General features: G+C 64.8%; 23 protein-coding genes and 1 pseudogene. 10 read left to right on the top strand and 14 right to left on the bottom strand.

All coding sequences use genetic code 11. The annotated features are described in order from the left end of the window. The 3 genes from EPN59_RS12640 to EPN59_RS12630 all read left to right on the top strand — a co-directional run. A partial coding sequence (locus EPN59_RS12640) for an IS3 family transposase (RefSeq protein ID WP_293039224.1) occupies window positions 1-84 on the top strand: 84 nt, incomplete at its 5' end. 319 nt (window positions 85-403) lie between these two features. Continuing rightward, a complete protein-coding gene (locus EPN59_RS12635; RefSeq protein ID WP_293035138.1) occupies window positions 404-1108 on the top strand; it encodes a 16S rRNA pseudouridine(516) synthase in 705 nt (234 codons plus the stop codon). 212 nt (window positions 1109-1320) lie between these two features. Beyond that, window positions 1321-1509 (top strand): hypothetical protein, encoded by a 189-nt coding sequence (locus EPN59_RS12630; protein WP_293035136.1) that lies wholly within the window; start codon window positions 1321-1323, stop codon window positions 1507-1509. A 34-nt stretch (window positions 1510-1543) separates the two neighbouring features. On the opposite strand, the gene EPN59_RS12625 is transcribed toward EPN59_RS12630, so the two are convergent. Further along, window positions 1544-2677: an NAD-dependent epimerase/dehydratase family protein gene (locus EPN59_RS12625; protein ID WP_293035134.1), complete on the bottom strand. Its 1134-nt coding sequence runs from the start codon at window positions 2675-2677 to the stop codon at window positions 1544-1546. Window positions 2678-2751: 74 nt separating this feature from the next. Between EPN59_RS12625 and EPN59_RS12620 the strand changes: the two genes are divergently transcribed. Both EPN59_RS12620 and EPN59_RS12615 read left to right on the top strand, forming a co-directional pair. Then, window positions 2752-3783 carry a CDP-6-deoxy-delta-3,4-glucoseen reductase gene (locus EPN59_RS12620; RefSeq protein ID WP_293035132.1) on the top strand — a complete coding sequence of 344 codons (1032 nt, stop codon included), beginning with the start codon at window positions 2752-2754 and terminating at the stop codon, window positions 3781-3783. A gap of 313 nt (window positions 3784-4096) precedes the next feature. After that, window positions 4097-5281, top strand: a complete 1185-nt coding sequence (locus tag EPN59_RS12615) for an acetylornithine transaminase (protein WP_293035130.1) — start codon at window positions 4097-4099, stop codon at window positions 5279-5281. 162 nt (window positions 5282-5443) lie between these two features. Here EPN59_RS12615 and EPN59_RS12610 read toward each other — a convergent pair whose 3' ends face one another. The 7 genes from EPN59_RS12610 to EPN59_RS12580 form a co-directional block, all read right to left on the bottom strand. After that, complete coding sequence (locus EPN59_RS12610) at window positions 5444-6160, bottom strand: ABC transporter ATP-binding protein (protein WP_293035128.1); 717 nt, start codon at window positions 6158-6160, stop codon at window positions 5444-5446. Continuing rightward, the gene (locus EPN59_RS12605; RefSeq protein WP_293035126.1) at window positions 6160-6936 is read right to left on the bottom strand and encodes an ABC transporter ATP-binding protein; all 777 of its coding nucleotides are present in this window, start codon (window positions 6934-6936) and stop codon (window positions 6160-6162) included. Before EPN59_RS12605 ends, EPN59_RS12610 begins: the two co-directional genes overlap by 1 nt. Window positions 6937-6957: 21 nt before the next feature. Further along, window positions 6958-8127, bottom strand: coding sequence for an ABC transporter ATP-binding protein (locus EPN59_RS12600; protein WP_293035124.1), 1170 nt, complete (start codon window positions 8125-8127; stop codon window positions 6958-6960). 16 nt (window positions 8128-8143) lie between these two features. Then, window positions 8144-9094, bottom strand: a complete 951-nt coding sequence (locus EPN59_RS12595; RefSeq protein WP_293035122.1) for a branched-chain amino acid ABC transporter permease — start codon at window positions 9092-9094, stop codon at window positions 8144-8146. A gap of 211 nt (window positions 9095-9305) precedes the next feature. Then, on the bottom strand, window positions 9306-9818 hold the full coding sequence (locus tag EPN59_RS12590; RefSeq protein ID WP_293035119.1) for a hypothetical protein: 513 nt from the start codon (window positions 9816-9818) through the stop codon (window positions 9306-9308). A 550-nt stretch (window positions 9819-10368) separates the two neighbouring features. Beyond that, window positions 10369-11331, bottom strand: a complete 963-nt coding sequence (gene ispH / locus EPN59_RS12585) for a 4-hydroxy-3-methylbut-2-enyl diphosphate reductase (RefSeq protein ID WP_293035115.1) — start codon at window positions 11329-11331, stop codon at window positions 10369-10371. A gap of 4 nt (window positions 11332-11335) precedes the next feature. After that, the gene (locus tag EPN59_RS12580; RefSeq protein WP_293035113.1) at window positions 11336-11791 is read right to left on the bottom strand and encodes a peptidylprolyl isomerase; all 456 of its coding nucleotides are present in this window, start codon (window positions 11789-11791) and stop codon (window positions 11336-11338) included. A gap of 324 nt (window positions 11792-12115) precedes the next feature. On the opposite strand from EPN59_RS12580, the pseudogene radC reads away from it, so the two are divergent. The 4 genes and pseudogenes from radC to nadB form a co-directional block, all read left to right on the top strand. Beyond that, window positions 12116-12784, top strand: a pseudogene (radC, locus tag EPN59_RS12575) (DNA repair protein RadC); the annotation flags it as partial. 271 nt (window positions 12785-13055) lie between these two features. Continuing rightward, window positions 13056-13289, top strand: a complete 234-nt coding sequence (rpmB, locus tag EPN59_RS12570; protein WP_293046108.1) for a 50S ribosomal protein L28 — start codon at window positions 13056-13058, stop codon at window positions 13287-13289. 10 nt (window positions 13290-13299) lie between these two features. After that, the gene (rpmG, locus tag EPN59_RS12565) at window positions 13300-13467 is read left to right on the top strand and encodes a 50S ribosomal protein L33 (protein WP_027817504.1); all 168 of its coding nucleotides are present in this window, start codon (window positions 13300-13302) and stop codon (window positions 13465-13467) included. A gap of 205 nt (window positions 13468-13672) precedes the next feature. Beyond that, window positions 13673-15274 (top strand): L-aspartate oxidase, encoded by a 1602-nt coding sequence (gene nadB, locus EPN59_RS12560; protein ID WP_293035976.1) that lies wholly within the window; start codon window positions 13673-13675, stop codon window positions 15272-15274. A gap of 120 nt (window positions 15275-15394) precedes the next feature. On the opposite strand, the gene nadC is transcribed toward nadB, so the two are convergent. The 6 genes from nadC to purN all read right to left on the bottom strand — a co-directional run bounded on the left by nadC (window position 15395) and on the right by purN (window position 22614). Beyond that, entirely contained in the window at window positions 15395-16294 is a 900-nt protein-coding gene (nadC, locus tag EPN59_RS12555; RefSeq protein ID WP_293035978.1) for a carboxylating nicotinate-nucleotide diphosphorylase, read from the bottom strand. Continuing rightward, a complete protein-coding gene (gene nadA / locus EPN59_RS12550; RefSeq protein WP_293035980.1) occupies window positions 16295-17425 on the bottom strand; it encodes a quinolinate synthase NadA in 1131 nt (376 codons plus the stop codon). 184 nt (window positions 17426-17609) lie between these two features. Next, window positions 17610-18806, bottom strand: coding sequence for an acyl-CoA desaturase (locus EPN59_RS12545; protein WP_293035982.1), 1197 nt, complete (start codon window positions 18804-18806; stop codon window positions 17610-17612). Window positions 18807-18997: 191 nt separating this feature from the next. After that, the gene (locus EPN59_RS12540) at window positions 18998-20341 is read right to left on the bottom strand and encodes a mechanosensitive ion channel domain-containing protein (RefSeq protein ID WP_293036055.1); all 1344 of its coding nucleotides are present in this window, start codon (window positions 20339-20341) and stop codon (window positions 18998-19000) included. A gap of 201 nt (window positions 20342-20542) precedes the next feature. After that, a complete protein-coding gene (locus EPN59_RS12535) occupies window positions 20543-21928 on the bottom strand; it encodes an RsmB/NOP family class I SAM-dependent RNA methyltransferase (RefSeq protein WP_293035984.1) in 1386 nt (461 codons plus the stop codon). Beyond that, on the bottom strand, window positions 21925-22614 hold the full coding sequence (gene purN, locus EPN59_RS12530; protein ID WP_293035986.1) for a phosphoribosylglycinamide formyltransferase: 690 nt from the start codon (window positions 22612-22614) through the stop codon (window positions 21925-21927). Before purN ends, EPN59_RS12535 begins: the two co-directional genes overlap by 4 nt. Before the next feature lie 170 nt (window positions 22615-22784). Here purN and EPN59_RS12525 point away from each other — a divergent pair, with 170 nt between their 5' ends. Continuing rightward, on the top strand, window positions 22785-23774 hold the full coding sequence (locus tag EPN59_RS12525; protein WP_293035988.1) for a bifunctional riboflavin kinase/FAD synthetase: 990 nt from the start codon (window positions 22785-22787) through the stop codon (window positions 23772-23774). Window positions 23775-23884: the final 110 nt, after the last annotated feature.

Here is a 23884-nt window from a genome sequence, read left to right as displayed (position 1 = left end):
CACTACTACAACCACGAGCGCATCAAGCTCAAACTAAAAGGCCTGAGCCCCGTGCAGTACAGGACTCAGGCCTTGCCCACCTAGCTATTTAACCGTCCAACTTCGTGGGGTCAGTTCAGACAGCACAAGGCTTCGCGGGTTTTTTCTTTCCGGCGACGTCCGGCGAGTGATGTCGTCAGCCCAGAGCATTGAGCGGGCATAGCGGCAATGCCGCCGTTTCCGCGCTGTTGTCCCGCGACCCCGCGCATCTCCATCGCAACAAATCCGGCTCCCCCGTTATTCAGCAGAACGAAACGGAAGATAAAGCCGCCTTGCGCCTGCCGTGCATGAGAGGCATCGCGCACCGCCCCACCGCAGCCGAGCCGGTTAGAATGCACCGGTTTGACGTCGTCTGCCGGTCTTCATGAATCTCGAAAGCATTCTCTTCTCCCAGGGTTTCGGCTCGCGTCGGCAATGCCGCGCGCTCGTCGCCGATGCGCGCGTCGCCGTCGCGGGCGTGCCCTGCACCGATCCGCTCGCGTCATTCGACACGGCAGACCTCACGTTCAGCATCGATGGCGAGGTCTGGCCGTTTCACGAGCGCGCATACCTCGTGCTGAACAAGCCTGCGGGCTACGAATGCTCGCGCGACCCGCAGCATCATCTGAGCGTATTTCATCTGCTGCCGGAGCAGTTCGCGACGCGCGGCGTCCAGTGCGTCGGGCGGCTCGACCAGGACACGACCGGCCTGCTGCTTCTGTCCGACGATGGCCAGTTCGTCCACGCGTTCACTTCACCCAAACGCAAGGTGCCCAAGGTGTACGTCGCGACGACCCGTCACGCACTCGACGACACCCAGCTCGACGCGCTGCGCAGCGGCGTCCTCCTGCACGGCGAACGCGAGCCAATCGCGGCTGTCGCGGCCCGCGCGCGCAGCGAACGCGAGCTGGAACTCACGGTGCTCGAAGGCAAGTACCACCAGGTCAAGCGCATGGTCGCGGCGGCGGGCAACCGTGTCGAAGCGCTCCATCGCGAGCGCATCGGCGGCCTCGCCTTGCCTGCGGATCTGGCACCGGGCGCCTGGCAATGGCTCGACGCGGCCCGGATCGACGCACTGCGTAACAGCTGAGAAGAAGCGGCGGAGAATCGGGTGAGAAGCGGGTGAGAAGCGGCTGAAAAACAGCTGAGCGCTTGCGCACTGCACCCCGCCGCCGCACTGCGACGTGCGGCGCCATCACGCCCGGACGGCGGTCATCGACACCGCGCTGCAGCATGCCCTTCCTGACGTTCCGCCCTATACTCGTTTAAACAATGATTACAAGCGATGCAAGGAGGGGCGGCATGAACATTAACGGCACATTCCAAATCCCCGCTCTGTTGATGGCGTTTGTAGCGTTCGGGATGGTCTTGATCGGCGCTCTGGCAGCTTCGATGTATTGGCGGCATCAATATCACCCGAACCTGATCGGTGCCCTCATCGGCGCCTTGCTCTGCTTCCTCCTGCTCGAGGCGCTGCCGGCAATCACGTGAACGGCACGCTTGCGCCATGCCGCCGTGCCCACTCTCACGGGTGCGGTGGCAGCGTGCGCAGAAAGTCGTCGACAGTCCGATAGCGCAGTCGCATTCGCAACTCGCGCCTGAGCCGGTCATTCGCAAGCCGGCGCGATTCCCTCATGAACGAAAGCAGCACCGGATCGAGCCTTTGCTCGGCCTCGGCGCGGCTCACGCGCGGCGCGCGCGCCACGCCGAACGTGTCCGCGACGCGATCGAACCACGCGCCCATCTTCAGTTCGCTGTCGTCGCACGCGTGAATCACGCGCGACGCTCGCCCATGCGTCGCAAGACGCACCATGATCGCGGCGAGATCGTCGGCGTGGATATGGCTCGTGTAGACGTCGTCGCTTTCGACGAGCGCGGGTGTGCCCTTCGCAAGCCGCGCAAGCGGCAGGCGATCGGCCGCGTAAATGCCCGGAATGCGTGCGATCGTGGCAACGAGCGCGCCGCGCGCGGTCGCCCGGCGCAGCAGCCGCTCAGCCGCCACGCGACGCTTCGCGCGCGCGTTGGCGGGCCGCACCGGGCGCGTTTCGTCGATTCGCGCGCCCTGGCAATCGCCATACACGCCCGTCGTGCTCGCATAAACGAGCCGCAGCCGGTCAGCGTGAAGAGGCACACGTCCGACAGGGTGCTCGGATACAATATGCCTCGCTTTGCCGCATCCCGGCCCACGCGTCACGCATGCGCCGAAGGGCGCGAACGACGCGGCGGATACGGACGTGCGCGCCTTCAGGACCGTGCCGTGCGGCCTTGCCGCCCCGTGCAGCCCCGGCCGCAGCGTCATGGCCGCATTGGCGCGCAGCGGGCGCCCGCCTGTACCGGCCGGTCGCGCCGCCGAGCGGCGGCGTGCGCTCAGCGCTGCAATCAACCGGCGCGTGCGCATGTCGTCTTCGCCGGACGTTTCGGGCGGCGCGAGATGCAGCACCACGGGCGCAAGCCCCGCGAGGCGCGCAAGACTCGCCCGCACGTCGAGGTTGCCGAGCACCGGTATCGTGCCCGCCTCGCGTAGCGGCGCGACGCGCGCCGGTTGACTCGTGAGCGCGAACACGCGCGGGGAATGCAACAGCGCCGCACAGCGCAAGCCGACGTCGCCGCAACCGACGATCAGGATGCGCGCACGGCGCAAGGTTCGTGTAGCAATCATGGTGGACCCATTTTAAGCCGTCGGCGCAGGCAGGCGGCGGCCCTCAGGAATCAGGACTCATCCTTTACTCGAATATGGCTTTCAACGTAACGCTCAAGCAAAGCGGCCGACAATTCCAGGTCGAGCCGGACGAACCCGTTCTCAACGCCGCCCTGCGCCAGGGCATCGGTCTGCCGTACGGCTGCAAGAACGGCGCATGCGGCTCGTGCAAGGGCTCGGTCGTCAACGGCGAAATCGAACAGGGCGCGCACGCCGCATCGGCGCTCTCGAACGACGAGAAGACGCGCGGCATAGCCCTCTTCTGCTGCGCGACCGCGCAGTCGGACCTCGAAATCGATATCCGCGAAGTGGCGGGCGTCCGCGACGTGCAGGTGCGCAAGCTGCCCACGCGGATCGCCGATATCGAGCACAAGGCCGACGACGTCGTCGTCCTGAAGCTGCAACTGCCCGCGAACGAGCGTCTGCAGTACCTCGCGGGCCAGTACCTCGAATTCATCCTCAAGGACGGCACGCGCCGCAGCTACTCGATGGCGAGCGCACCGCACGAGGAAGGCCCGCTCGAGCTGCACATCCGCCACATGCCGGGCGGCACGTTCACCGACCACGTGTTCAAGCAGTTGAAGGTGCGCGACATCCTGCGCTTCGAAGCGCCGCTCGGCACCTTCTTCCTGCGCGAAGACTCGGACAAGCCGATCGTGCTGCTCGCCTCCGGCACCGGCTTCGCGCCGATCAAGGCGATCGTCGAGCACGCGATCCACCAGAAGCTGGAGCGCCCGATGACGCTCTACTGGGGCGCGCGCGAGAAGAAGGACCTGTACCTGATGGATCTCGCCGAACAGTGGGCGAAGGACATTCCGGACTTCCGCTTCGTGCCGGTGCTCTCCGAGCCCGCGGCCGGCGACGCGTGGACCGGCCGCACGGGTTTCGTGCACCGCGCGGTAATCGACGATCTGCCGGATCTGTCCGGCTATCAGGTCTACGCGTGCGGCGCGCCCGTCATGGTCGAATCGGCGCAGCGCGACTTCTCGCAGCACCACGGCCTGCCGGAAAACGAATTCTTCGCAGACTCGTTCACGAGCGCCGCTGACCTCGCCAATCCGGTCTGAAGCTCGCTAGTCGCCCGATTTGCGCGGCGGCCGTCACGAACATTTCTTCGGCCGCCCGCAAATTGACGGTTTACAGCGCCGTTGCGCTTATCGTATTCTTGCGCCCATGAACCACATCCAGTCCGCTCTGCGACGTCGACGCTCGCCCCCTTCGCTGGGTCTGGCTTGATCGCGGACGCGCGTCTTACCTTCACGCGCATGTAGTTCGAATCGCAAAAGCCACGCTCAGCCGTGGCTTTTCGTTTTTTCTCGCCGCTTCGCCGCGGCTGCCTTCCCAACCCTGTTTCCTGTCCTGAGCGCGGAGCCCGCTGCCATGAATTTTTCCGAGTACCCGATCGAGTCGCTGATGTACATCACCAACCGGCCCGAAATCGTCTTCACGCACGGCAAGGGGTCGTGGCTCTACGACAACGAAGGCAAGCGCTATCTCGACTTTATTCAGGGCTGGGCCGTCAATAGCCTCGGGCATTGCAACGATGGCATGATCGCAGCGCTCGACAAGCAGGCGCGCCTGCTCATCAATCCGTCGCCCGCGTTCTACAACGAACCGATGGCGCAGCTCGCGGGCCTGCTCACCGAACATAGTTGCTTCGACAAGGTGTTCTTCGCCAATAGCGGCGCGGAAGCCAACGAAGGCGCGATCAAGCTCGCGCGCAAGTGGGGCAAGAAGCATCGCGACGGCGCGTACGAAGTCATCACATTCGATCACAGCTTCCACGGCCGCACGATCGCGACGATGTCGGCGAGCGGCAAGGCCGGCTGGGACACGATCTACGCGCCGCAGGTGCCCGGTTTCCCGAAGGCGGACCTGAACGACATCGCATCGGTCGAAAAGCTCGTCACGCGCAAGACCGTCGCCGTGATGCTCGAACCGATCCAGGGCGAAGGCGGCGTGATCCCCGCCACGCGCGAATTCATGCAGCAATTGCGCGCGCTCACGAAAAAGCACGGCATCCTGCTGATCGTCGACGAAGTGCAAAGCGGCTGCGGCCGCGCGGGCACGCTGTTCGCCCACGAACTCTCGGACATCGAGCCGGACATCATGACGCTCGGCAAGGGCATCGGCGGCGGCGTGCCGCTCGCGGCGCTGCTCGCGAAGAACGACGCCTGCGTATTCGAAGCCGGCGATCAGGGCGGCACCTACAACGGCAATCCGCTGATGACGGCGGTCGGCTATTCGGTGATCTCGCAACTGGTTGCGCCAGGTTTCCTCGAAGGCGTGCGCGCACGCGGCCAGTATCTGCGCGAGAAACTGCTCGAACTTTCGGCGGAGCGCGGCTTCGAAGGCGAGCGCGGCGAAGGTCTGCTGCGCGCGCTGCTGCTCGGCAAGGATATCGGCCCGCAGATCGTCGAAAAGGCGCGCCTCATGCAGCCGGATGGACTGCTGCTCAACGCCGCGCGCCCGAATCTGCTGCGCTTCATGCCCGCGCTCAACGTGACGAACGAAGAGATCGACCAGATGATGGCGATGCTGCGCTCGGTGCTCGACTCGCTGTAATCGAGAACAAGCTCGGCAAACGGCTGGAGCCTTGAGTCGCCCACGCCCAGCGACGCATAGCGCACACAACGCACACAACGCGCACCGATGAAAAAAGCCGCATGAGCGCGAGGCCCATGCGGCTTTTCATTTACACCGTCGAACGATGCTTTATTCGCCGACTTATTCGCCCAGGTACGCGGCACGCACCTTCGGATCGTCGAGCATCTGCTTCGCGTCGCCTTCCATCGTGACGAGGCCCGAATCCATCACGTAGCCGCGGTGCGCCGCCTGCAGCGCGAGTCGCGCGTTCTGCTCGACGAGCAGCACCGTGATGCCCTCCTGCGAGATCGTGCGCACGACTTCGAAGATCTTCTCGACCATGATCGGCGAGAGGCCCATCGACGGTTCGTCGAGCAGGAGCAGCTTGGGCTTCGAGATGATCGCGCGCGCCATCGCCAGCATCTGCTGCTCGCCGCCCGACAGCGTGCCCGCGAGCTGCGACGCACGTTCCTTCAGGCGCGGGAAGAAGCCGAACATGCGCTCGACGTCCTTCTTGATGCCGTCGTTGTCGTTGCGCAGGTACGCGCCCATCTGCATGTTTTCGATGATCGACATGCGCGAGAAGATCCCGCGGCCTTCCGGCACCATCGCGAGGCCGCGCTTGAGCAGCTCGTGCGCCGGCACGCCCCTGATCGACTGGCCGTTGTATTCGATGTCGCCGGCGGAATAGGGCTTGAGGCCCGTGATCGCCTTCATCGTCGTCGTCTTGCCTGCGCCGTTCGCGCCGATCAGCGTGACGAGTTCGCCCTCCTCCACCTGGAGGTCGACGCCCTTCACGGCCTGAATGCCGCCGTAATTGACCTGCAGGCCCTTGATCTTGAGAATTGCCTTTGCCATCAGTGCACCCCTGCGCCCAGATATGCCTCGATCACCTTCGGGTCGCGCTGCACGTCGTGCGGCAGACCTTCGGCGATCACCTTGCCATAGTCGAGCACTGTCATGCGGTTGCACAGGCCCATCACCAGTTTCACGTCGTGCTCGATCAGCAGGATCGTCTTGCCGTCCGCGCGGATCTTGTCGAGCAGGCGCGTGAGTTCCACCTTTTCGGTCGCGTTCATGCCCGCCGCAGGCTCGTCGAGTGCGAGCAGCTTCGGGTCCGTCGCGAGCGCACGCGCGATCTCCAGACGGCGCTGGTGGCCGTACGAGAGGTTGCGCGACGTGTAGTCGGCGTACTGCGCAATGCCCACGTATTCGAGCAGTTCCAGCGCGCGCTCCTTGATCTCGCGCTCTTCCTTGCGTTCCGCGGGCGTCTGGAACACGGCGCCGAGCAGGCCGTGCTTCGTGCGCACGTGGCGGCCCACCATCACGTTTTCGAGCGCGGTCATGCCGCCGAAGAGCCGGATGTTCTGGAAGGTGCGGGCGATGCCCGCCTTCGCCACCTGATAGACGGCGGTCGGCGTATAAGAATCGCCGTCGAGCCGGAACTCGCCCGAGTCCGGCGTATAGAGACCGGTAATCACGTTGAAGAACGTCGTCTTGCCGGCGCCGTTCGGGCCGATCAGACCGTAAATCGTGCCCGCTTCGATCTGCAGGCCCACTTCCGAAAGCGCCTGCAGGCCGCCGAAGCGCTTGTTCACGCCCTTCACGGACAGGCGGATGGGTTTGTTGCTCATACGTTTATCTCCTGTCCTGACTTAGGCGCGCACCGCTTTCTTGCTGGCGCGCTTCGCGATCTTCGCAACGCGGTCTTCGTGCTTCGGCGCGGGCCACAGGCCTTCCGAGCGATACAGCATGATGACGACCATCGCGAGACCGTAAAGCAGCTGGCGAATGACTTCGGTATCGATGATCTGATGGCCGAAGAGCGCGTGCTGCAGCGGACCCATCGTCGAGCGCAGGAATTCGGGGAACACGGAGAGCAGCACCGCGCCGAGAATCACGCCCGGAATGTGGCCCATGCCGCCGAGCACGACGCATGCGAGCACAACGACCGATTCCCAGAACGTGAACGATTCCGGCGAAACGAAGCCCTGGAACGCACCGAACATCGCGCCGGAGAGGCCGCCGAACGACGCACCCATCGCGAACGCGAGCAGCTTCACGTTACGGGTGTTGATGCCCATGGCCTTGGCCGCGATTTCGTCTTCGCGGATGGCGGCCCAGGCGCGGCCGATGCACGAGTGCTGCAAACGCGTACACACCCAGATCACGAGCAGCGCGCACAGCACGAACACGTAGTAGTAGCTGTACACCGACGTGAACGTGAAACCGAACAGCGTGTGCTGGTCCGCGAGACTCACGCCCCCGACCTGCAGCGGCGAAACGCCCGTAATGCCCTGCGGTCCGTTGGTGATGTTCACCGGACGGTCGAGGTTGTTCATGAAGATACGAACGATTTCCCCGAAGCCGAGGGTCACGATCGCGAGATAGTCGCCGCGCAGACGCAGGGTCGGCGCACCGAGCAGCACGCCGAAGAGCGCGGCGAGCGCCATGGCGGCCGGAACCACGATCCAGTACGGCGTATGCAGGCCGGCCGGGAACATGTTCGCAATCCACTCGAACTGCGAGGTGAGGTGGGGCGACGTCAGCAGCGCGGCCGTGTAGGCGCCCACGGCGTAGAACGCGATGTAGCCCAAATCCAGCAGGCCGGCGAAGCCGACCACCACGTTCAGGCCGAGCGCGAGCATCACATAGAGCATCGCGAAGTCGAGCACGCGCACCCAGTAGTTGCCGCCCGCTGCGCCCACGAGGAACGGCACGAAGATCACGAAGATCGCGGTGGCGATGCCGACCGTGAGCGTCTTCGTCTTGTTCTTCTCGGCGATGAGCGTCGTCGACGGCTCGATCGGTTGAATGGAAGTCATTTTGCTCTTCTCCTTCTTATGCGCGATCCGCGACACGTTCGCCCAGCAGCCCCGACGGACGGAACACGAGCACGACGATCAGAACGATGAATGCGAACACGTCCTGATAGTTACTGCCGAACACCCCGCCGGTCAGACCGCCGATATAGCCTGCGCCGAGCTGCTCGATGAGACCGAGCACCACGCCGCCGACCATCGCGCCGCCAAGATTGCCGATACCGCCCAGCACCGCCGCGGTGAACGCCTTCATGCCGGGGATGAAGCCCATGTAGAAGTGCGCGTTGCCGTATTCGGAGGCGATCATCACGCCGGCCAGTGCGGCGAGCGCCGAGCCGATCATGAAGGTGGCCGAAATCACGAAGTTGGGGTTCACACCCATCAGCGAGGCATTGTTCGGGTTCTCGGCAATCGCGCGCATCGCGCGGCCGAGCTTCGTACGGTGCACAAGGAGCAGCAGTCCGGCCATCACGATGAACGCCACGGCGATGATGACGATCTCGGTCGGCGAGATCACGGCGCCCACGCCGGTTTCAGTCGGCTTGATGACGTTGATCGGATCCGTGGAGATGAGCTGCGGGAACGCGAGCGGATTGCGGCCCCAGATCATCATGGCGAGCGTCTCGAGCAGGATCGACACGCCGATGGCCGTGATGAGCGGCGCGAGACGCGGCGCTCGGCGCAGCGGCCGGTAGGCGATTCTCTCGATCGCGTATCCGACGACCGCGCAGACCACTGCCGCGATGATCAGCGCGATGGTCAGCGTCGCGATATTCCCGAGTCCCGGGAAATGATTCTGCAGCACGTTGATGGCGGAGAGCGCGACCATGGCGCCGACCATCAGCACGTCGCCGTGCGCGAAGTTGATGATGCCCAGAATCCCGTACACCATGGTGTAGCCCAGTGCGATGATGGCGTAGATGCTGCCAAGCACCAGCCCATTCAGGATCTGCTGGATGAAGATATCCATTTAATGCTCCTTAGCCCGTGCGACCGGATTCGCGCTGTGCATCGGCCGGTGGGCGATGTTTTACGGAACCGCAACGACACTCTCGGGTACTGAAGTAAAAGACCGGTTACGGTTACCCACACCCGGTTCGAATCACCGCTGTGTTACAGCGGCGGTCTCCCCGGAAGCAGATGCAAAAACGGCACCGCCGGATGGTTCGGTGCCGTCGTGTTCAACTACCTGTAACGTTCGCGACGACAGCATGGCCAATAGCCTCGCGGCCAGCCATGGATGCGTCACGCGTCATGACTCCTTTCTGCAGCCCGTCCTCGCTGCCGGAGTTGCCCGAAAACGCCGCATCGCTGCGAGCGGCTTCGGTCAGACCAGCCAACGAACCCCATTGCCGCGCCGCGCCATTGTGAAGAATGGCGACGACGCGCGCCCTGCGGCCCGTCACGAAAACAGCGCTCGCGCCGCTGCGTGCGCGAGCAGGTTGCATACCATTTGTCATGACTACGGGAACCGCGGTCATCCTTGTCCCCTTTGCAGCATGCGCGCAAACAAGATGCGGCTTGCCGTTTTCGTCGTCATGTCCTGAATGCACATCGGTCTGCACATCGGTTCCTGCCAGGCGCGCGGCCATCTTCGCCGCCGCCCCACCCGTCCCGGCACTGCTGTCGTGCCACGCATTGCGCAGCACTACCGCCGCCGCCGAAAACGCGGTGTAAGCAAAATCGACTTGCATTAATCAGGTCTCCTGCACCTTCCGAATTACTCGCTGAAAGGCCGTCAAGCCTTCAGGACGCGCGCATTGTAACTCCAATTATGCGGGCAGCAATATGGTTGAACCGGCAGGGTTTTCCTGCATTGCAACCGCATTCATGGACCAGCGAATAGCGCGGGTTGCACCGCTGGTAGCACCGCATTTTCGGGCATCAGTTGCACCAAAATAACCAGGATTTGCACCAAGTGTTGCAGGCAATAGCCGGAAGACCTTGTCAGGCGGCGGCCTTTCGGAGAGTTTAAGAGCACGAACGCAGCGAGTCTTCATGCGCCGTATCGGCACACTTTCTGGTCAGGTTGGCTGGAGGGTCGCCATTAAATCGGGGCCGTATTTAAAAATTGGGTGCGATTTTCGATCCGGGGCGATCGAAAAACCCCAACTTCACACGGGTTGATCTCCGCTTCACGGCGTTACGCCCCCGTTTTATTGACTGTTTATGGTCTGGTGGAGCGATCGACGGGCGAAAAAAAACGCGCCGACGGCGCGCTTTTCTGATCGGTACCTGAAAGCTTCAGGCCGGCAAGCCGAGCCCGCGCGGCAACGGAAACGCGATGTTTTCCTCGATGCCTTCCAGCGCGCGCACATTGCGCACCCCCAATTCACGCAGACGCTGGATGATCTCCTGTGCAAGCGCCTCCGGCGCCGAGGCGCCCGCCGTCAGACCGATCCTGCGCTTGCCCACGAGCCATTGCGGGTCGATCTGGGACGCGGCGTCCACCATATAGGCAGTGACGCCGCGCTTCTCGGCGACTTCGCGCAACCGGTTGGAATTCGAGCTGTTCGGGCTGCCGACCACGATCACCAGGTCGCACTGCGGCGCCATGAATTTCACGGCGTCCTGGCGATTTTGCGTCGCGTAACAGATGTCCTGCTTCTTCGGCTCGCGGATGGCGGGAAACCGCGCCTTGAGCGCCGCGATGATTTCGGCCGCGTCGTCGACGGAGAGCGTGGTCTGCGTGACGAACGCCACGCGCGACGGATCGCGCAACTGCAGCGCCGCGACGTCGGCGGCGTCTTCCACGAGATACATGCCCTCTTCCGCCTGCCCCATCGTGCCTTCGACTTCGGGGTGGCCCTTGTGGCCGATCATCACGATGTCGAGGCCCTCGTCGCGCATCTTCGCGACCTCGACGTGCACTTTGGTGACGAGCGGGCACGTGGCGTCGTAGACGCGCAGCCCGCGCGCCTCGGCATCCGCGCGCACCGCCTTGGAGACGCCGTGCGCACTGAAAATGACCGTGTTGCCGGACGGCACTTCATCGAGCTGCTCGATGAAGATCGCCCCCTTCTTGCGCAGATCTTCGACCACGTACGCGTTGTGGACAATCTCGTGGCGCACGTAGATAGGTGCGCCATGCTGCTTGATCGCGCGCTCGACAATTTCGATGGCGCGATCGACACCGGCACAGAAGCCGCGCGGCTGCGCGAGCAGGATTTCGGTGTCGGAAATCAGGGGCGTGTCCGGGGAGCTCATGGGCTTACAGAATTCCGATGATTTTCACTTCAAACTCAACCGCCTGGCCTGCGAGCGGGTGATTGAAATCGAACAGTACGGAGGTCTCGTCGATCTCCTTGACCACGCCCGCAATGCGGCCGCCATCGGCTGCATTGAATTCGATCAGATCGCCGGGAGTGAACTCTTCGCGCTCCATGCCGTGATCGCGCAGCGTGCCGAGCGCGATGCGCTGGATCAGCAGGGGGCTGCGCTGGCCGAAAGCGACGTCCGGCCCTAGCTGAAAGGTCGAATGGTGCCCCACCTTCAGGCCCTGCAGAATCTCTTCCAGCGGCGGGGCGATCTGTCCGGCGCCGATCATCAGGGTCGCCGGGTGCTCGGTGAACGTATTGACGACGTCGGTGCCGTCGGCGAGTGCGAGCCGGTAATGCAGCGTTACGTGGGAACCCGATTTCACCTCGGAGATGTCGATGATGGTCATACGGTACTCATTGTCGTCTGGTCGCACCCGTAAGGCGCCGGTCCGGCCGCGCTGGCGCAGCCGCAAAACCCGTATTGTAAGCCACTTATCCGAGGCGGTTGGGGCGCGCATGTGCGATCCGGCAAAGCACGGTTGTCGCACCAGGCGCGATCCGGCCGCCCACAGCAGCCCCACAGCAGCCCCATGGAGGTCGCAATGCTGGAAGCAGCCTGCGCGAAGCCAGTCTGGCCCCGCGCCGAAACACCGACGGGCGCGCCTCGCCCCGTTCACCCCGCTCACCCTGTTTCCGCCAGACGAGACGCGCCATCCCCCGCCTGCGGCAACGCGGCACAAGCACGCGCGCGAAGCATGCCGCGAGAGCGCCTGCGCACGTCCGGCCCAGGCGCGCTTTCGGACGTGGACCTGCTCGCCCTGTTGCTCGGGTCGGGCTTGCCGGGTCACGATGTCTTCGATGTCGCGCGCTCGCTCATCGAGCGGTTCGGCTCGCTGCGCGTCATGCTGGACGCGCAACGCGAGGAGCTCGATGGCCTGCGCGGCATCGGTCCGGCGAAAGCCGCCAAGCTGCTTGCCGTGCTGGAGCTTGCCCGCCGCGCGCTGGCCGAGCAGCTCGACGAAAAACCGCTCGTCGATACACCGGGCGCGGTGGAGGACTATCTGCGCCTGATGATCGGCGCCCGGCCCTATGAAGTATTCGTGTGCCTTTATCTGGACGTGCGGCATCGCCTGATCCGTCCCGAAGAAAGCTCGCGCGGGTCGCTCACGCGCATGGTGGTGTATCCTCGCGAAATCGTGCGGCGTGCGCTGATGCTCAACGCCGCGAGCCTGATCGTCGCGCACAACCATCCTTCAGGAGCCGTGCAACCGAGCGCGAGCGACCGGCGCCTCACCCGGGTGCTGCGCGAAACGCTGGCGCTCGTGGACGTCCAGCTGGTCGACCATCTCGTGATCGGCGCGCGGGAGACTTATTCGTTCGCCCGCAACGGCTGGAACTGACAGGCTCCACCTGAGCCGGCATCACGAAGGCCAGCTTGGTCCGCACCATTGCCGTTGCAAATCGGGCTTGATTTTCCTGCGGTTTTTCCGCTAAAATTACGGTTTGCCTATTTCCAACCCTGTTCCGAAGCCTGTCAAGGCGTTCCAGGGGGAATGAGCTGGGTTCGAGGTTGTTTCTCATCCATACGTGAGCGCCCCCTTGCCCGCCATATCTCGCCTGGGAAACTTTAGCGGCTCACGAACTCAGAATTAGCGTATTAGGAGTGCTCTCATGGCACGCGTATGCCAAGTAACTGGGAAAGCGCCGATGAGCGGCAACAACGTTTCCCACGCGAACAACAAGACCAAGCGTCGTTTTCTCCCGAATCTGCAAAACCGCCGTTTCTGGGTTGAAAGCGAAAACCGTTGGGTGCGTCTGCGCCTGTCGAACGCAGGCCTGCGCCTGATCGACAAGAACGGTATCGATTCCGTGCTCGCAGATCTGCGCGCACGTGGCGAAGTCTAAGGAGTAAATCATGGCCAAGGGCATCCGCGACAAGATCAAGCTGGAGTCGACCGCAGGTACGGGTCACTTCTATACGACCACGAAGAACAAGCGCAACATGCCGGAAAAAATGTCGATCAAGAAGTTCGACCCGGTTGTTCGCAAGCACGTCGAGTACAAGGAAACCAAGATCAAGTAATCTGGTTCCGAGCCTGACGAAGACAGAAAACCCCGCACTTGTGCGGGGTTTTTCTTTTTCCGGTTCGCCATATAGCTTCACACAAGACAACTTCGCTCGTCGGGGCATTCGTTCGGCTTTTCCTCTCGCCGCCGTTGGGAGTATGCTTCCCGCTTCATCGGCCGCACCGCGCGCCGCAATAGAACAAGAATGGAGAAGCAGGACCATGAATTTCGATGTTGCGATCGTCGGCAGCGGGCTGGCAGGCCTGAGCGTCGCGCTGAACCTCGCCGACACACGGCGCGTTGTGGTGATCGCGAAACGCGACGTAACCGAAGGCGCGAGTGATCGCGCGCAAGGCGGCATCGCCGCAGTGCTCGATCCGACCGACAGCGTCGAGAATCACATCGACGACACGCTGGTGGCCGGCGGCGGCCTGTGCGACGAAGGCGCGACGCGCTTCATCGTCGAAAATGGCCGCGCAGCGATCGAGTGGCTAATCCACCAACAGGTGCCGTTCACGAAGGACGCCGCCGCCGAGCTGGGCTATCACCTCACGCGCGAAGGCGGCCACAGCCATCGCCGGATCATCCACGCCGCCGACGCAACCGGCCACGCCGTCGTGCAAACGCTCATCGAGCGCGCGCGCCAGCATCCGAACATCACGATCCTCGAAGATCACCACGCGATCGACGTGATCACATCCGACCGTCTCGGCCTGCCCGGCCGCCGCTGTCATGGTCTTTACGCGCTCGATCTCAAGAACGACCGCACCGTGACAATCCAGGCGCCGCACACGGTCCTCGCGACCGGCGGTGCAGGCAAGGTCTATCTCTATACGACGAACCCCGACACGGCCACCGGCGACGGCATTGCCATGGCCTGGCGCGCGGGCTGCCGCGTGGCGAACATGGAGTTCATCCAGTTCCATCCCACCTGCCTCTTCCACCCGCATGCGAAGTCGTTCCTGATTTCCGAAGCGGTGCGCGGCGAAGGCGGCGTGCTGCGTCTGCCCGACGGCACCCGGTTCATGCCCGAGCACGACGCACGCGCCGAGCTCGCGCCGCGCGACATCGTCGCACGCGCCATCGACTTCGAGATCAAGAAGCACGGCATCGACTGCGTGCATCTCGACATCAGCCACCAGCCGGCCGCGTTCCTCGAAGAGCACTTCCCGACGATCCTCGCGCGCTGCCGGGATTTCGGCATCGACATCACGAAGGAGCCGATTCCCGTCGTGCCGGCCGCGCACTACACGTGCGGCGGCGTCGTCACCGACCTCGCGGGCCGCACCGATCTCGCGGGCCTCTACGCCGTCGGCGAGACCTCGTACACGGGCCTGCACGGCGCGAACCGGCTCGCCAGCAATTCGCTGCTCGAATGCCTCGTGATCGGGCGTTCGGCGGCCCAGGCGATCGAGGCGGAAGGCTTCGGCGCCGCCGCACACGCACCGCTGCCCGACTGGGACGAAAGCCGCGTTTCGGACTCCGACGAAGAAGTCGTCGTCGCCCACAACTGGGACGAACTGCGCCGCCTCATGTGGAATTACGTCGGCATCGTGCGCACCGACAAGCGGCTCGAGCGCGCCCAGCATCGCATCTCCCTCCTGCGCGACGAGATTGGCGAGTACTACGCGAACTTCCGCGTGACACGCGATCTGCTCGAACTGCGCAATCTCGTGGAAGTCGCCTCGCTGATCGTCGAGAGCGCGCGCTCGCGGCGCGAAAGCCGCGGCCTGCACTACAGCCGCGACTGGCCGAACACGCTGCCGAAAGCATTGCCGAGCGTGCTCTCGCCGGAGCGCGTGCGCAACCGCACGATCGGCTAGGCGCGCGAACACCGCGTCAAAACAAAGGGCCGCCTCTTGCGAGGCGGCCCTTAACGTTTACGCTCGGTTTATGCTCAGTTTGCGCTTGAATTTCGCGTGTTTTCGCTGTGCCGCCTGCGCTCAGACGATCCGCATCGAGTAGTCGGTTGCGCGCACGTCCTTCGTGAGCGCGCCAATCGAAATGCGGTCGACGCCCGTTTCGGCAATCGCACGCACGGTGTCGAAATTCACGCCGCCCGATCCTTCGAGCACGGCGCGCCCCGCCGTGAGACGCACCGCGTCGCGCATCGCATCGAGCGAGAAGTTGTCGAGCAGGATCGACTTCGCGCCATGCGCAAGCGCTTCATCGAGTTGCGCGAGCGTCTCCACTTCGATCTGGACCGGCACGGCCGCGTCGAGCGCAAACGCGGCGTCTGCCGCCGCGCCCACGCCGCCCGCAGCGGCGATGTGGTTTTCCTTGATGAGGATGCCGTCGTAGAGCGCGAGCCGCTGGTTTGCCCCGCCGCCCACGCGCACCGCGTACTTCTGCGCGAGGCGCAGGCCAGGCAGCGTCTTGCGCGTATCGACGATGCGCGTTTGCGTGTGCGCAATCGCATCCACATAGCGGCGCGTCGCGCTCGCCACGCCCGAGAGCAGTTGCAGGAAGTTCATCGCGCTGCGCTCGGCGGTGAGCAGCGCACGCGCCGGACCGCGCAGCGAGCAGACCGTCGAATCGACGCTCATGCGTTCGCCCTCGCGATAGTGCCAGTGCACCTCGATGCGCGCGTCGACGCTCTTCATCACGCCGTCGAACCACAGCACGCCGCACAGCACCGCTTCTTCGCGCACGATGATGCGCGCATCGCGCATTTCGTCCGCGCTCACGAGACGGCCCGTCTGGTCGCCGTCGCCGATGTCTTCCGCGAGCGCTTCGACCACGTTGCGGGCGATGGCCGCATCGAATGCCGCGCCGTACTGCGCGCGCACTTCGGCGAGCAACGGCGATGCCGCTTCGACGCCGATCAGATCTCTCGCACCCATTTACGCCGCCCCCACGTTCGCGAAGAGCGCGCCGTCGCGCGCGAGATCGCCGCTCGCCTGCACGCGGCGCTTGTGCTCGGCTGCGAACGCGAGCATGCGGTCGATCGGCAGACGCGCACGTTCGCCGAGCGCCGCATCGACAAAAATCTCGTTGTGGCCGCACTCCAGCACGTCCGCGAGATTTTCGAGGCCGTTCATCGCCATCCACGGACAGTGCGCGCAGCTCTTGCAAGTGGCGCTGTTGCCGGCCGTGGGCGCTTCGATAAAGGTCTTGTCCGGCGCGGCAAGCCGCATCTTGTGCAGGATGCCGAGGTCGGTCGCGACGATGAAATGCGTGGCGTCGAGCTTCACGGCCGCATCGATCAACTGCGTGGTCGAGCCGACCACGTCGGCCAGTGCGACGACAGCTTCCGGCGATTCGGGATGCACGAGCACCTTTGCATCGGGATACTGGGCGCGCAGCAAATCGAGTTCGATGCCCTTGAACTCGTCGTGCACGAGGCACGAGCCTTGCCACATCAGCATGTCGGCGCCGGTCTTCTTCTGGATGTAGCCGCCGAGATGGCGGTCCGGCGCCCAGAGGATCTTTTGGCCCGACGCGTGCAGGTGCGCGACGATCTCAAGACCGATCGACGACGTCACCATCCAGTCCGCACGCGCCTTCACGGCGGCGCTGGTATTGGCATAGACGACGACGGTACGGTCGGGATGTTCGTCGCAGAACGCGGAGAATTCGTCGATGGGGCAGCCGAGGTCGAGCGAGCAGGTCGCTTCGAGATCCGGCATCAGAATGCGTTTGTTGGGGCTCAGGATCTTGGCCGTCTCGCCCATGAAGCGCACACCGGCCACGACGAGCGTCTGTGCTTCATGATCGCGGCCGAAGCGCGCCATTTCGAGCGAATCGGCCACGCAGCCGCCGGTTTCGTCCGCCAGCTCCTGCAGTTCGGGATCGACGTAATAGTGCGCGACGAGCACTGCCTTCTCGCGCAAGAGCAGCGCACGGATGCGCTCTTTCAATGCCACGCGTTGTGCTGCGGTCGGTGCATCGGGCACGCGTGCCCAGGCCTGTCCGACACTGCAAACGGCGCCTTGCGGCCGGTCGTATTCGACCTTCCTGATCGCCTGACTCATGATCTCCTCCAGTCGACCAGAGTGAGTCTTCTAGCGCTTACTCTGGTCCCATGCAAATTGGGCTGCACTGCAATGGCTGCCGATAAACCACGCGAGCGGCACAGGTTTTCGCGGCCCCAAAAGAAAAACCCCGCCAACGCGGGGTTTTGTGACGTACCTGAATTCTAATGGATTTTCTGACGTCTCATGCATAGCGCCGCAGACGTGAAGCGAATTCCTGAAGCGCCTTGATGCCGCTCTGTTCGGCGCGATGACACCAGTCCTGCAGTTGCGTGAGCAGTTGTTCGCGCGATGCGCTGGAACGATCCCAGATCGCTGCGAGCTCGTTGCGCAGTTCGATGAACGTGCGCAGCTGCTGGCTGTTCGCGAAGATCTGCGGAAGCTGGCGCTTCTGCGGCTCGTCGAGGCTCGATTCTTCCTTGTAGAACCATTTGCGCGCGCCGTGCATCAGCTGATACTTCTCGCGCGCGCCCACTTCCTTCAGGTGCGCGAGCTCCTGGCGATACGCCTGCTTCACGGCCTTCGCGTAACGCGCCATCACTTCATAGCGGTTCGACAACACGGCCTGCAGCGTTTCCTGGTCGGGCACGAGCTTGCCCTTCGTGAGACGCGGCGTGGGCGCGACCTTCTTGACCTTGGCGAGCCCGCACATCGACATTAAACGGATGTACATCCAGCCGATGTCGAACTCGTACCACTTGTTCGACAGCTTCGCCGACGTCGCGAACGTGTGGTGGTTGTTGTGCAGTTCCTCGCCGCCGATGATGATGCCGAGCGGGAACAGGTTCGTGCTCGCATCCGCCGAATTGAAGTTGCGATAGCCGAAGAAGTGGCCGAGACCGTTGACGACGCCTGCCGCCCAGAACGGAATCCACGCCATCTGCACGGCCCAGACAGTCAGACCGACCGCGCCGAACAGCAGCACGTCGATCACCAGCATGATGCTCACGCCGAGGATCGGATACTTCGTGTAGATGTTGCGTTCGATCCAGTCGTTGGGCGTGCCGTGACTGTAGCGGCGCATCGTTTCTTCGTTCTTCGCTTCGGCGCGATACAGCTCCGCGCCTTCGAGCAGCACTTTCCATAGGCCGCGCGTTTGCGGGCTGTGCGGATCTTCCTCCGTCTCGCATTTCGCGTGGTGCTTGCGGTGGATCGAGGCCCACTGGCCCGTGAGCATGCCGGTGGTCATCCACAGCCAGAAACGGAAGAAATGACTGGCGATGGGATGCATGTCGAGCGCGCGGTGCGCCTGGCAGCGGTGGAGATACACGGTCACGCCGACAATCGTGATGTGCGTGACGACGGCCACGTACAACAGGATCTGCCACCACGAGAAATGCAGCACCCCGTGTGCGAGGAAATCGAGCAGGGAATTCAACAAGGTCTGTACCTGAAAGACGAGTGACTTCAGCCTTACAGCGCCGCCAAAGTCAGGGAAGTGAAAGCAGTGAGAAGCGTTGGACGGCATTCTACGCGAACCGTTCCAAGTGTTTGTAACAAATGAGGATTTTTTTCGATTCCGGCGCGGCCTCACGCGCCGGAGTGCGCGCTCGCGCACAGTTGCGGCACCTTTCAGCCGGCGGTGGGCGTCTCTGTGCGGGCACTGCGCTGCACAACACCGGGGATCTCCGCCGCGCCGATGATGCGGACCTCGCGCTGCGCAAACGGAATCGAGATGCCGTGCTCGCCGAAGAGGCGCCAGATATTGACGTTCACGGCCGAGCGCACGCCCGCGGTACCCGTGGCTGCGTCGGCCACCCAGAAGCCCAGTTCGAGGTCGATGCCGTCCGAGCCGAAACTCACGAGATACGGGGTCGGAGCCGGATCGGCCAGCACGCGGTCCACGCCCTGTGCCGCACGCGCGAGCAGCGCCATCGCGAAGTCGAGGTCCGTGTCGTAGGCCACCTGCACCGCCGCTTTGACGTAGCCGCGCGTGAGGTACGACGACCGGTTCTGCACGACATCGGTGATGAGCTTTTCGTTCGGGATCAGCGTCTCGACGCCGTCGAGTCCGCGCACGACCGTGTAGCGCGTGCGGATCTGCGTGACCTTGCCCGCGAGGCCGCTGACGTCGATCGTGTCGCCGAGGTGCAGCGAGCGGTCGATCAGGATGATGAAGCCGGACACGTAGTTGCTCGCGATCTTCTGCAGCCCGAAGCCGAGGCCGACGCCGAGCGCGCCGCCGAACACGCCGAGCACCGTGATGTCGATGCCGACGATCGAGAGGCTGAAAAGCACCGCCGCGAACACGAGCAGCGCGCGCCCGACGCGCGCGAGCACGACGCGCAGGTTGGCGTCGAGCGTGGTGGCGCGCATGAGGCGGTCTTCGAGCGCCGAGCCCGCCCAGATCGCGACGACCATCGTCACGCAGACCCACGACACGGCATTCGCGAGCGAGAGCAGGCTGATGTGCGAGGTGCCGATGCGAAAGCGCACGCTCGCCATCCAGTCGAGCGCGTCGTCCTGGATGCCGAGCACGGTCAGGACCATGACGACCCAGACGATCAGCGAAACGAGCTTCTCGATGATCGAGAGCCACGCATGCGTCGAGCCCTTGCCGCCGAACACGCGGCGCGCGAAGAAGAACGCAATGTAGATGAGGCCGATGCCGAACAGCGGCACGAGCGCGAGATTGAGGAGCGACGTGTGGAAGAAGTTGCTGGCGACCGCGCGCGCCACCCAGACGCAGCCTGCGCCGATCAGCGGAAAGAGCGCCTTGGTGAGGCTTTCCGCGCCAAAGGGCCGCGCCTCGCGGCGCGCCTTGCGGCGCGCTTCGATCCCGCGCCGCAAGAGCTGCGCGAGCACGAAGGCCACGATGAGCGCGCCGATCAGCACGCCGATCTGCCAGAGCATGACCGGCTGGCCGAAGTCGCGGATCACGCCGCCCAGCATGTGAGTCAGCAAACGGTTTTCGATCATGGTGCGTATTGGCGCACGACGCGTGCGGCATGGGCGACGCGCGCGGCAGGCACGCGCGGGGCGGGCCGTCCGGCGCTCTCCGTCCAACCCGCCGCGCCGCGCATGCGCGCCTGCGACCCGCTCGCGCAGGCGCGGTCGTGAACCCGGTTATAAGCCTGGTTATAAGCCTGGTTGTAAGCCCGGTTTTGAGCGCGGGAGTTACTCAGCGACATTCGGCTCGTCGGCGGTTTCGCTGGCCCGCGCAATCGCATCGGCCGCTTGCTGCTGCGCTGCCGATTCGTCCGGCGCGGTCGCTGCCTGCGCCTGCTGCTTCGACGGCCCCGCGTCGCCGCGGCGCTCCAGCACGGCGGCGAAGAAGCCGTCGGTCGCGTGGCGGTGCGGCCACAGCGACAGGTAGTCGCCCGTATCGAGGCCCACGCGCTGCTCCGCCAGCACGTCGCGCGCGCTCACGAGCACGAAATCCGGATGTGCGTCCAGGAACTGCTTCACGACCGCTTCGTTCTCGGCTTCGAGGATGCTGCAGGTCGCGTAGACAAGACGGCCGCCGCGCTTGAGCAAACGCGCGGCGCTCGTGAGGATCGACAGTTGCTTGGGGGCGAGTTCGGCGACCGACTCGGGCGTCTGACGCCACTTGAGGTCGGGGTTGCGGCGCAGCGTGCCGAGGCCGGAGCACGGCGCATCGACGAGCACGCGGTCGATCTTGCCGACGAGCCGCTTGATCTTCGAGTCGTGCTCGCTGTCGATCAGCACCGGATTGACGTTCGAAAGCCCGCTGCGCGCGAGGCGCGGCTTGAGCTTCGCGAGGCGGCGCTCGGAGATGTCGAACGCGTAGAGACGCCCCGACGAGCGCATCATCGCGCCGAGCGCGAGCGTCTTGCCGCCCGCGCCCGCGCAGAAATCGACGATCATCTCGCCGCGGCGCGGTGCGAGCAGCGAGCACAGCAGCTGGCTGCCCTCGTCCTGCACTTCGAACCAGCCTTCCTTGAACGGATCGAGCTTCGAAAGCGCGGGTTTGCCGACCACGCGCACGCCGAACGGCGCGAACGGCGTCTCGCCAGCCTCGATGCCGGCCTCGCCGAGCGCGCGCAGCAGCGCCTCGCGGCTCGCCTTGATGGGGTTCGCACGCAGATCGAGCGGCGCCGGATAGTTCAGCGCCGAGGCCAGTTGCGCGAGTTCGGCGGGCTCGAAGCGCTGCTGGAGCGCGTTCATGATCCACTCGGGCAGGTTCAGCTGCACGCGCTGCGGCAGGCTCGCCGGATCGATCTTCGAGACGTGTTCGAGCCAGCCCGCCTCGGCATCCGACACGAACGGGCGCACCGCCGCGCGGCCCGCCGTCGCCATCAGACCGAGCAGCGCAAGGCGCCGCGTCGGGCTGCCGCTGCCGCTCTCGGCCAGATGCGCGAACTCCATGCGGCGGCGCAGGACCGCGAACACGGCTTCGGCGATCACGCCGCGCTCGCCGTGGCCGAGCTTCGGATGCTCGCGGAAGAACCGGCTCGTGACCGCGTCGGCGGGGCCGGTGAACTTGAGGACGTCGGCGAGCAACGTTTCGGTTTGTCCGATCAGGAATCCATGCAGCCTCATGCGCCCTCCCCGGCGGCTTGTGCGTCGGCGTTCAGGTTCGCGTTCGCGTTGGTGTCGTCAAGGAAAAGCCACTGCGGCTCGGGCGGCGCGAGCGTCACGCGTTCGCCGTCGAGCGCAAGCCGCCCTTCGACGAACCAGCGCACCGCGCGCGGGTAGATCACATGCTCGGTCTTCAGGATGCGCGCGGCGAGCGCCGCGGCGTCGTCGCCCGTGCGCACGGGCACGACCGACTGCGCGACGATCGGGCCATGATCGAGCGCGGGCGTGACGAAGTGGACCGTGGCGCCGTGCACGCGGCAGCCGGCGTCGAGCGCCTGCTGATGCGTGTGCAGGCCCGGAAAGCTCGGCAGCAGCGACGGATGGATATTCAGCATCCGACCCGTATAGTGCGCGACGAACGGCTCGGTCAGGACGCGCATGAAGCCGGCGAGAATGACGAGGTCCGGCTGATGGCCGTCGATCACCTGCGCAAGCGCCGCGTCGAACGCGGCGCGATCAGGAAACTGGCGGTGATCGACCACAGCCGTGGCAATGCCGTGCGAAGCCGCGAACGCGAGCCCCGCGGCATCCGGACGGTTGGCAATCACGGCGGCGACGCGCGCCGGCCACGCTTCGTGCGCGCACGCGCGCACAATGGCTTCCATGTTGCTGCCCCGTCCCGAGATCAGGATGACGAGATTTTTCATCCGCGGATTTTATCATCGAGGGCTACGTGCGACGCAGCAACGGCGGCGATTCCCCGTTGCAGCGTTTATAATCGTCTGTTTCGTCGCGGCGGCCGGCTGCGACGCCTCTCGCCACATTGATCACGCTTTGGCCACGCTTTGGCCACACATTAACGGTCCGTTCCGCTATCGTGAGAGTCTTCCGCGGTCTTCCCAACGCCGAAAGCCGCGCGCCCTGCGCGCTCACCATCGGCAACTTCGACGGTGTCCACCGCGGACATCAGGCGTTGCTCGCGCGCGTGCGCGAAGCCGCCCGCGCACGCGGCCTGCCCGTCTGCGTGATGACCTTCGAACCCCACCCGCGCGAGTTCTTCAATCCGGCCGGCGCGCCGCCGCGCATCGCCATGCTGCGCGACAAGCTCGAAGCGCTGCGCGACAACGGCGTGGACCGCGTGGTCGTCGAGCACTTCAACCACACGTTCGCGAGCCAGTCGCCCGACGCGTTCGTCGAGCGCATCATCGTGCACGGCCTGCACACGCGCTGGATGATGATCGGCGACGATTTCCGCTACGGCGCGAAGCGCGCGGGCGATTTCGCCTCGCTCAAGGCGGCCGGCGAGCAGCACGGCTTCGAAGTCGAGCAGATGGCGACCGTGGCCGACCCGTCCGGCGCGCGCATTTCGAGCTCGGGCGTGCGCGCCGCGCTCGCCGCGGGCGACCTCGATGCCGCGCGCGCCGCACTCGGCTGCGGCTACGCGATCAGCGGCCACGTCGTGCACGGCCTGAAACTCGGCCGCGACCTCGGTTTCCCGACGATGAACCTGCCGATCGGCCACAAGCGGCCGGCGCTCAAGGGCGTGTTCGTCGTGCAGGTGCACGGCATCGCTGAGCACCCGCTGCCGGGCGTGGCGAGCCTCGGCGTGCGGCCCACCGTCGACGACTCGGGCCGCGTGCTGCTCGAAGTGCATCTGCTCGACTGGCACGGCAGCGCCTATGGCCAGCTCGTGCGCGTCGAATTCCTGAAGAAGCTGCGCGACGAGGAGAAGTTCGCCGACCTCGAAACGCTCACGTCGGCCATTGCGCGCGACGTGGCCGACGCCCGTGCGTGGTTCGCAGCCGCTCACGCGCCGGGCAGCCGTTCCACCGGCTTCGCCACCTCGGCCACCGACCGAATTAGGTAGTCCGCGGCCCGTGCGCGCGATCGAGCCGCACGGGTTGCCCGCCCCCGGCGCCGCGTCGCAGGCAGGCGACTGGCTCGCGAGGCGACGGTCGAGCGGCGAGGCCGCAGAGT

Origin of the sequence: Paraburkholderia sp. (genome assembly GCF_004298475.1) — a bacterium.
In the GTDB taxonomy this organism is placed as follows: Bacteria; Pseudomonadota; Gammaproteobacteria; order Burkholderiales; family Burkholderiaceae; genus Paraburkholderia; species Paraburkholderia denitrificans.
The sequence above is the reverse complement of the archived record's forward strand: the minus strand, read 5'-3'. Positions and strand labels throughout refer to the sequence as shown.

Excerpts from the sequence above, each read along its gene's own strand:
- EPN59_RS12635 (WP_293035138.1), top strand. The coding sequence starts at position 404 with ATGAATCTCGAAAGCATTCTCTTCTCCCAGGGTTTCGGCTCGCGTCGG.
- EPN59_RS12630 (WP_293035136.1), top strand. The coding sequence starts at position 1,321 with ATGAACATTAACGGCACATTCCAAATCCCCGCTCTGTTGATGGCGTTT.
- EPN59_RS12625 (WP_293035134.1), bottom strand. The coding sequence starts at position 2,677 with ATGATTGCTACACGAACCTTGCGCCGTGCGCGCATCCTGATCGTCGGT.
- EPN59_RS12620 (WP_293035132.1), top strand. The coding sequence starts at position 2,752 with ATGGCTTTCAACGTAACGCTCAAGCAAAGCGGCCGACAATTCCAGGTC.
- EPN59_RS12615 (WP_293035130.1), top strand. The coding sequence starts at position 4,097 with ATGAATTTTTCCGAGTACCCGATCGAGTCGCTGATGTACATCACCAAC.
- EPN59_RS12610 (WP_293035128.1), bottom strand. The coding sequence starts at position 6,160 with ATGGCAAAGGCAATTCTCAAGATCAAGGGCCTGCAGGTCAATTACGGC.
- EPN59_RS12605 (WP_293035126.1), bottom strand. The coding sequence starts at position 6,936 with ATGAGCAACAAACCCATCCGCCTGTCCGTGAAGGGCGTGAACAAGCGC.
- EPN59_RS12600 (WP_293035124.1), bottom strand. The coding sequence starts at position 8,127 with ATGACTTCCATTCAACCGATCGAGCCGTCGACGACGCTCATCGCCGAG.
- EPN59_RS12595 (WP_293035122.1), bottom strand. The coding sequence starts at position 9,094 with ATGGATATCTTCATCCAGCAGATCCTGAATGGGCTGGTGCTTGGCAGC.
- EPN59_RS12590 (WP_293035119.1), bottom strand. The coding sequence starts at position 9,818 with ATGCAAGTCGATTTTGCTTACACCGCGTTTTCGGCGGCGGCGGTAGTG.
- ispH (WP_293035115.1), bottom strand. The coding sequence starts at position 11,331 with ATGAGCTCCCCGGACACGCCCCTGATTTCCGACACCGAAATCCTGCTC.
- EPN59_RS12580 (WP_293035113.1), bottom strand. The coding sequence starts at position 11,791 with ATGACCATCATCGACATCTCCGAGGTGAAATCGGGTTCCCACGTAACG.
- rpmB (WP_293046108.1), top strand. The coding sequence starts at position 13,056 with ATGGCACGCGTATGCCAAGTAACTGGGAAAGCGCCGATGAGCGGCAAC.
- rpmG (WP_027817504.1), top strand. The coding sequence starts at position 13,300 with ATGGCCAAGGGCATCCGCGACAAGATCAAGCTGGAGTCGACCGCAGGT.
- nadB (WP_293035976.1), top strand. The coding sequence starts at position 13,673 with ATGAATTTCGATGTTGCGATCGTCGGCAGCGGGCTGGCAGGCCTGAGC.
- nadC (WP_293035978.1), bottom strand. The coding sequence starts at position 16,294 with ATGGGTGCGAGAGATCTGATCGGCGTCGAAGCGGCATCGCCGTTGCTC.
- nadA (WP_293035980.1), bottom strand. The coding sequence starts at position 17,425 with ATGAGTCAGGCGATCAGGAAGGTCGAATACGACCGGCCGCAAGGCGCC.
- EPN59_RS12535 (WP_293035984.1), bottom strand. The coding sequence starts at position 21,928 with ATGAGGCTGCATGGATTCCTGATCGGACAAACCGAAACGTTGCTCGCC.
- purN (WP_293035986.1), bottom strand. The coding sequence starts at position 22,614 with ATGAAAAATCTCGTCATCCTGATCTCGGGACGGGGCAGCAACATGGAA.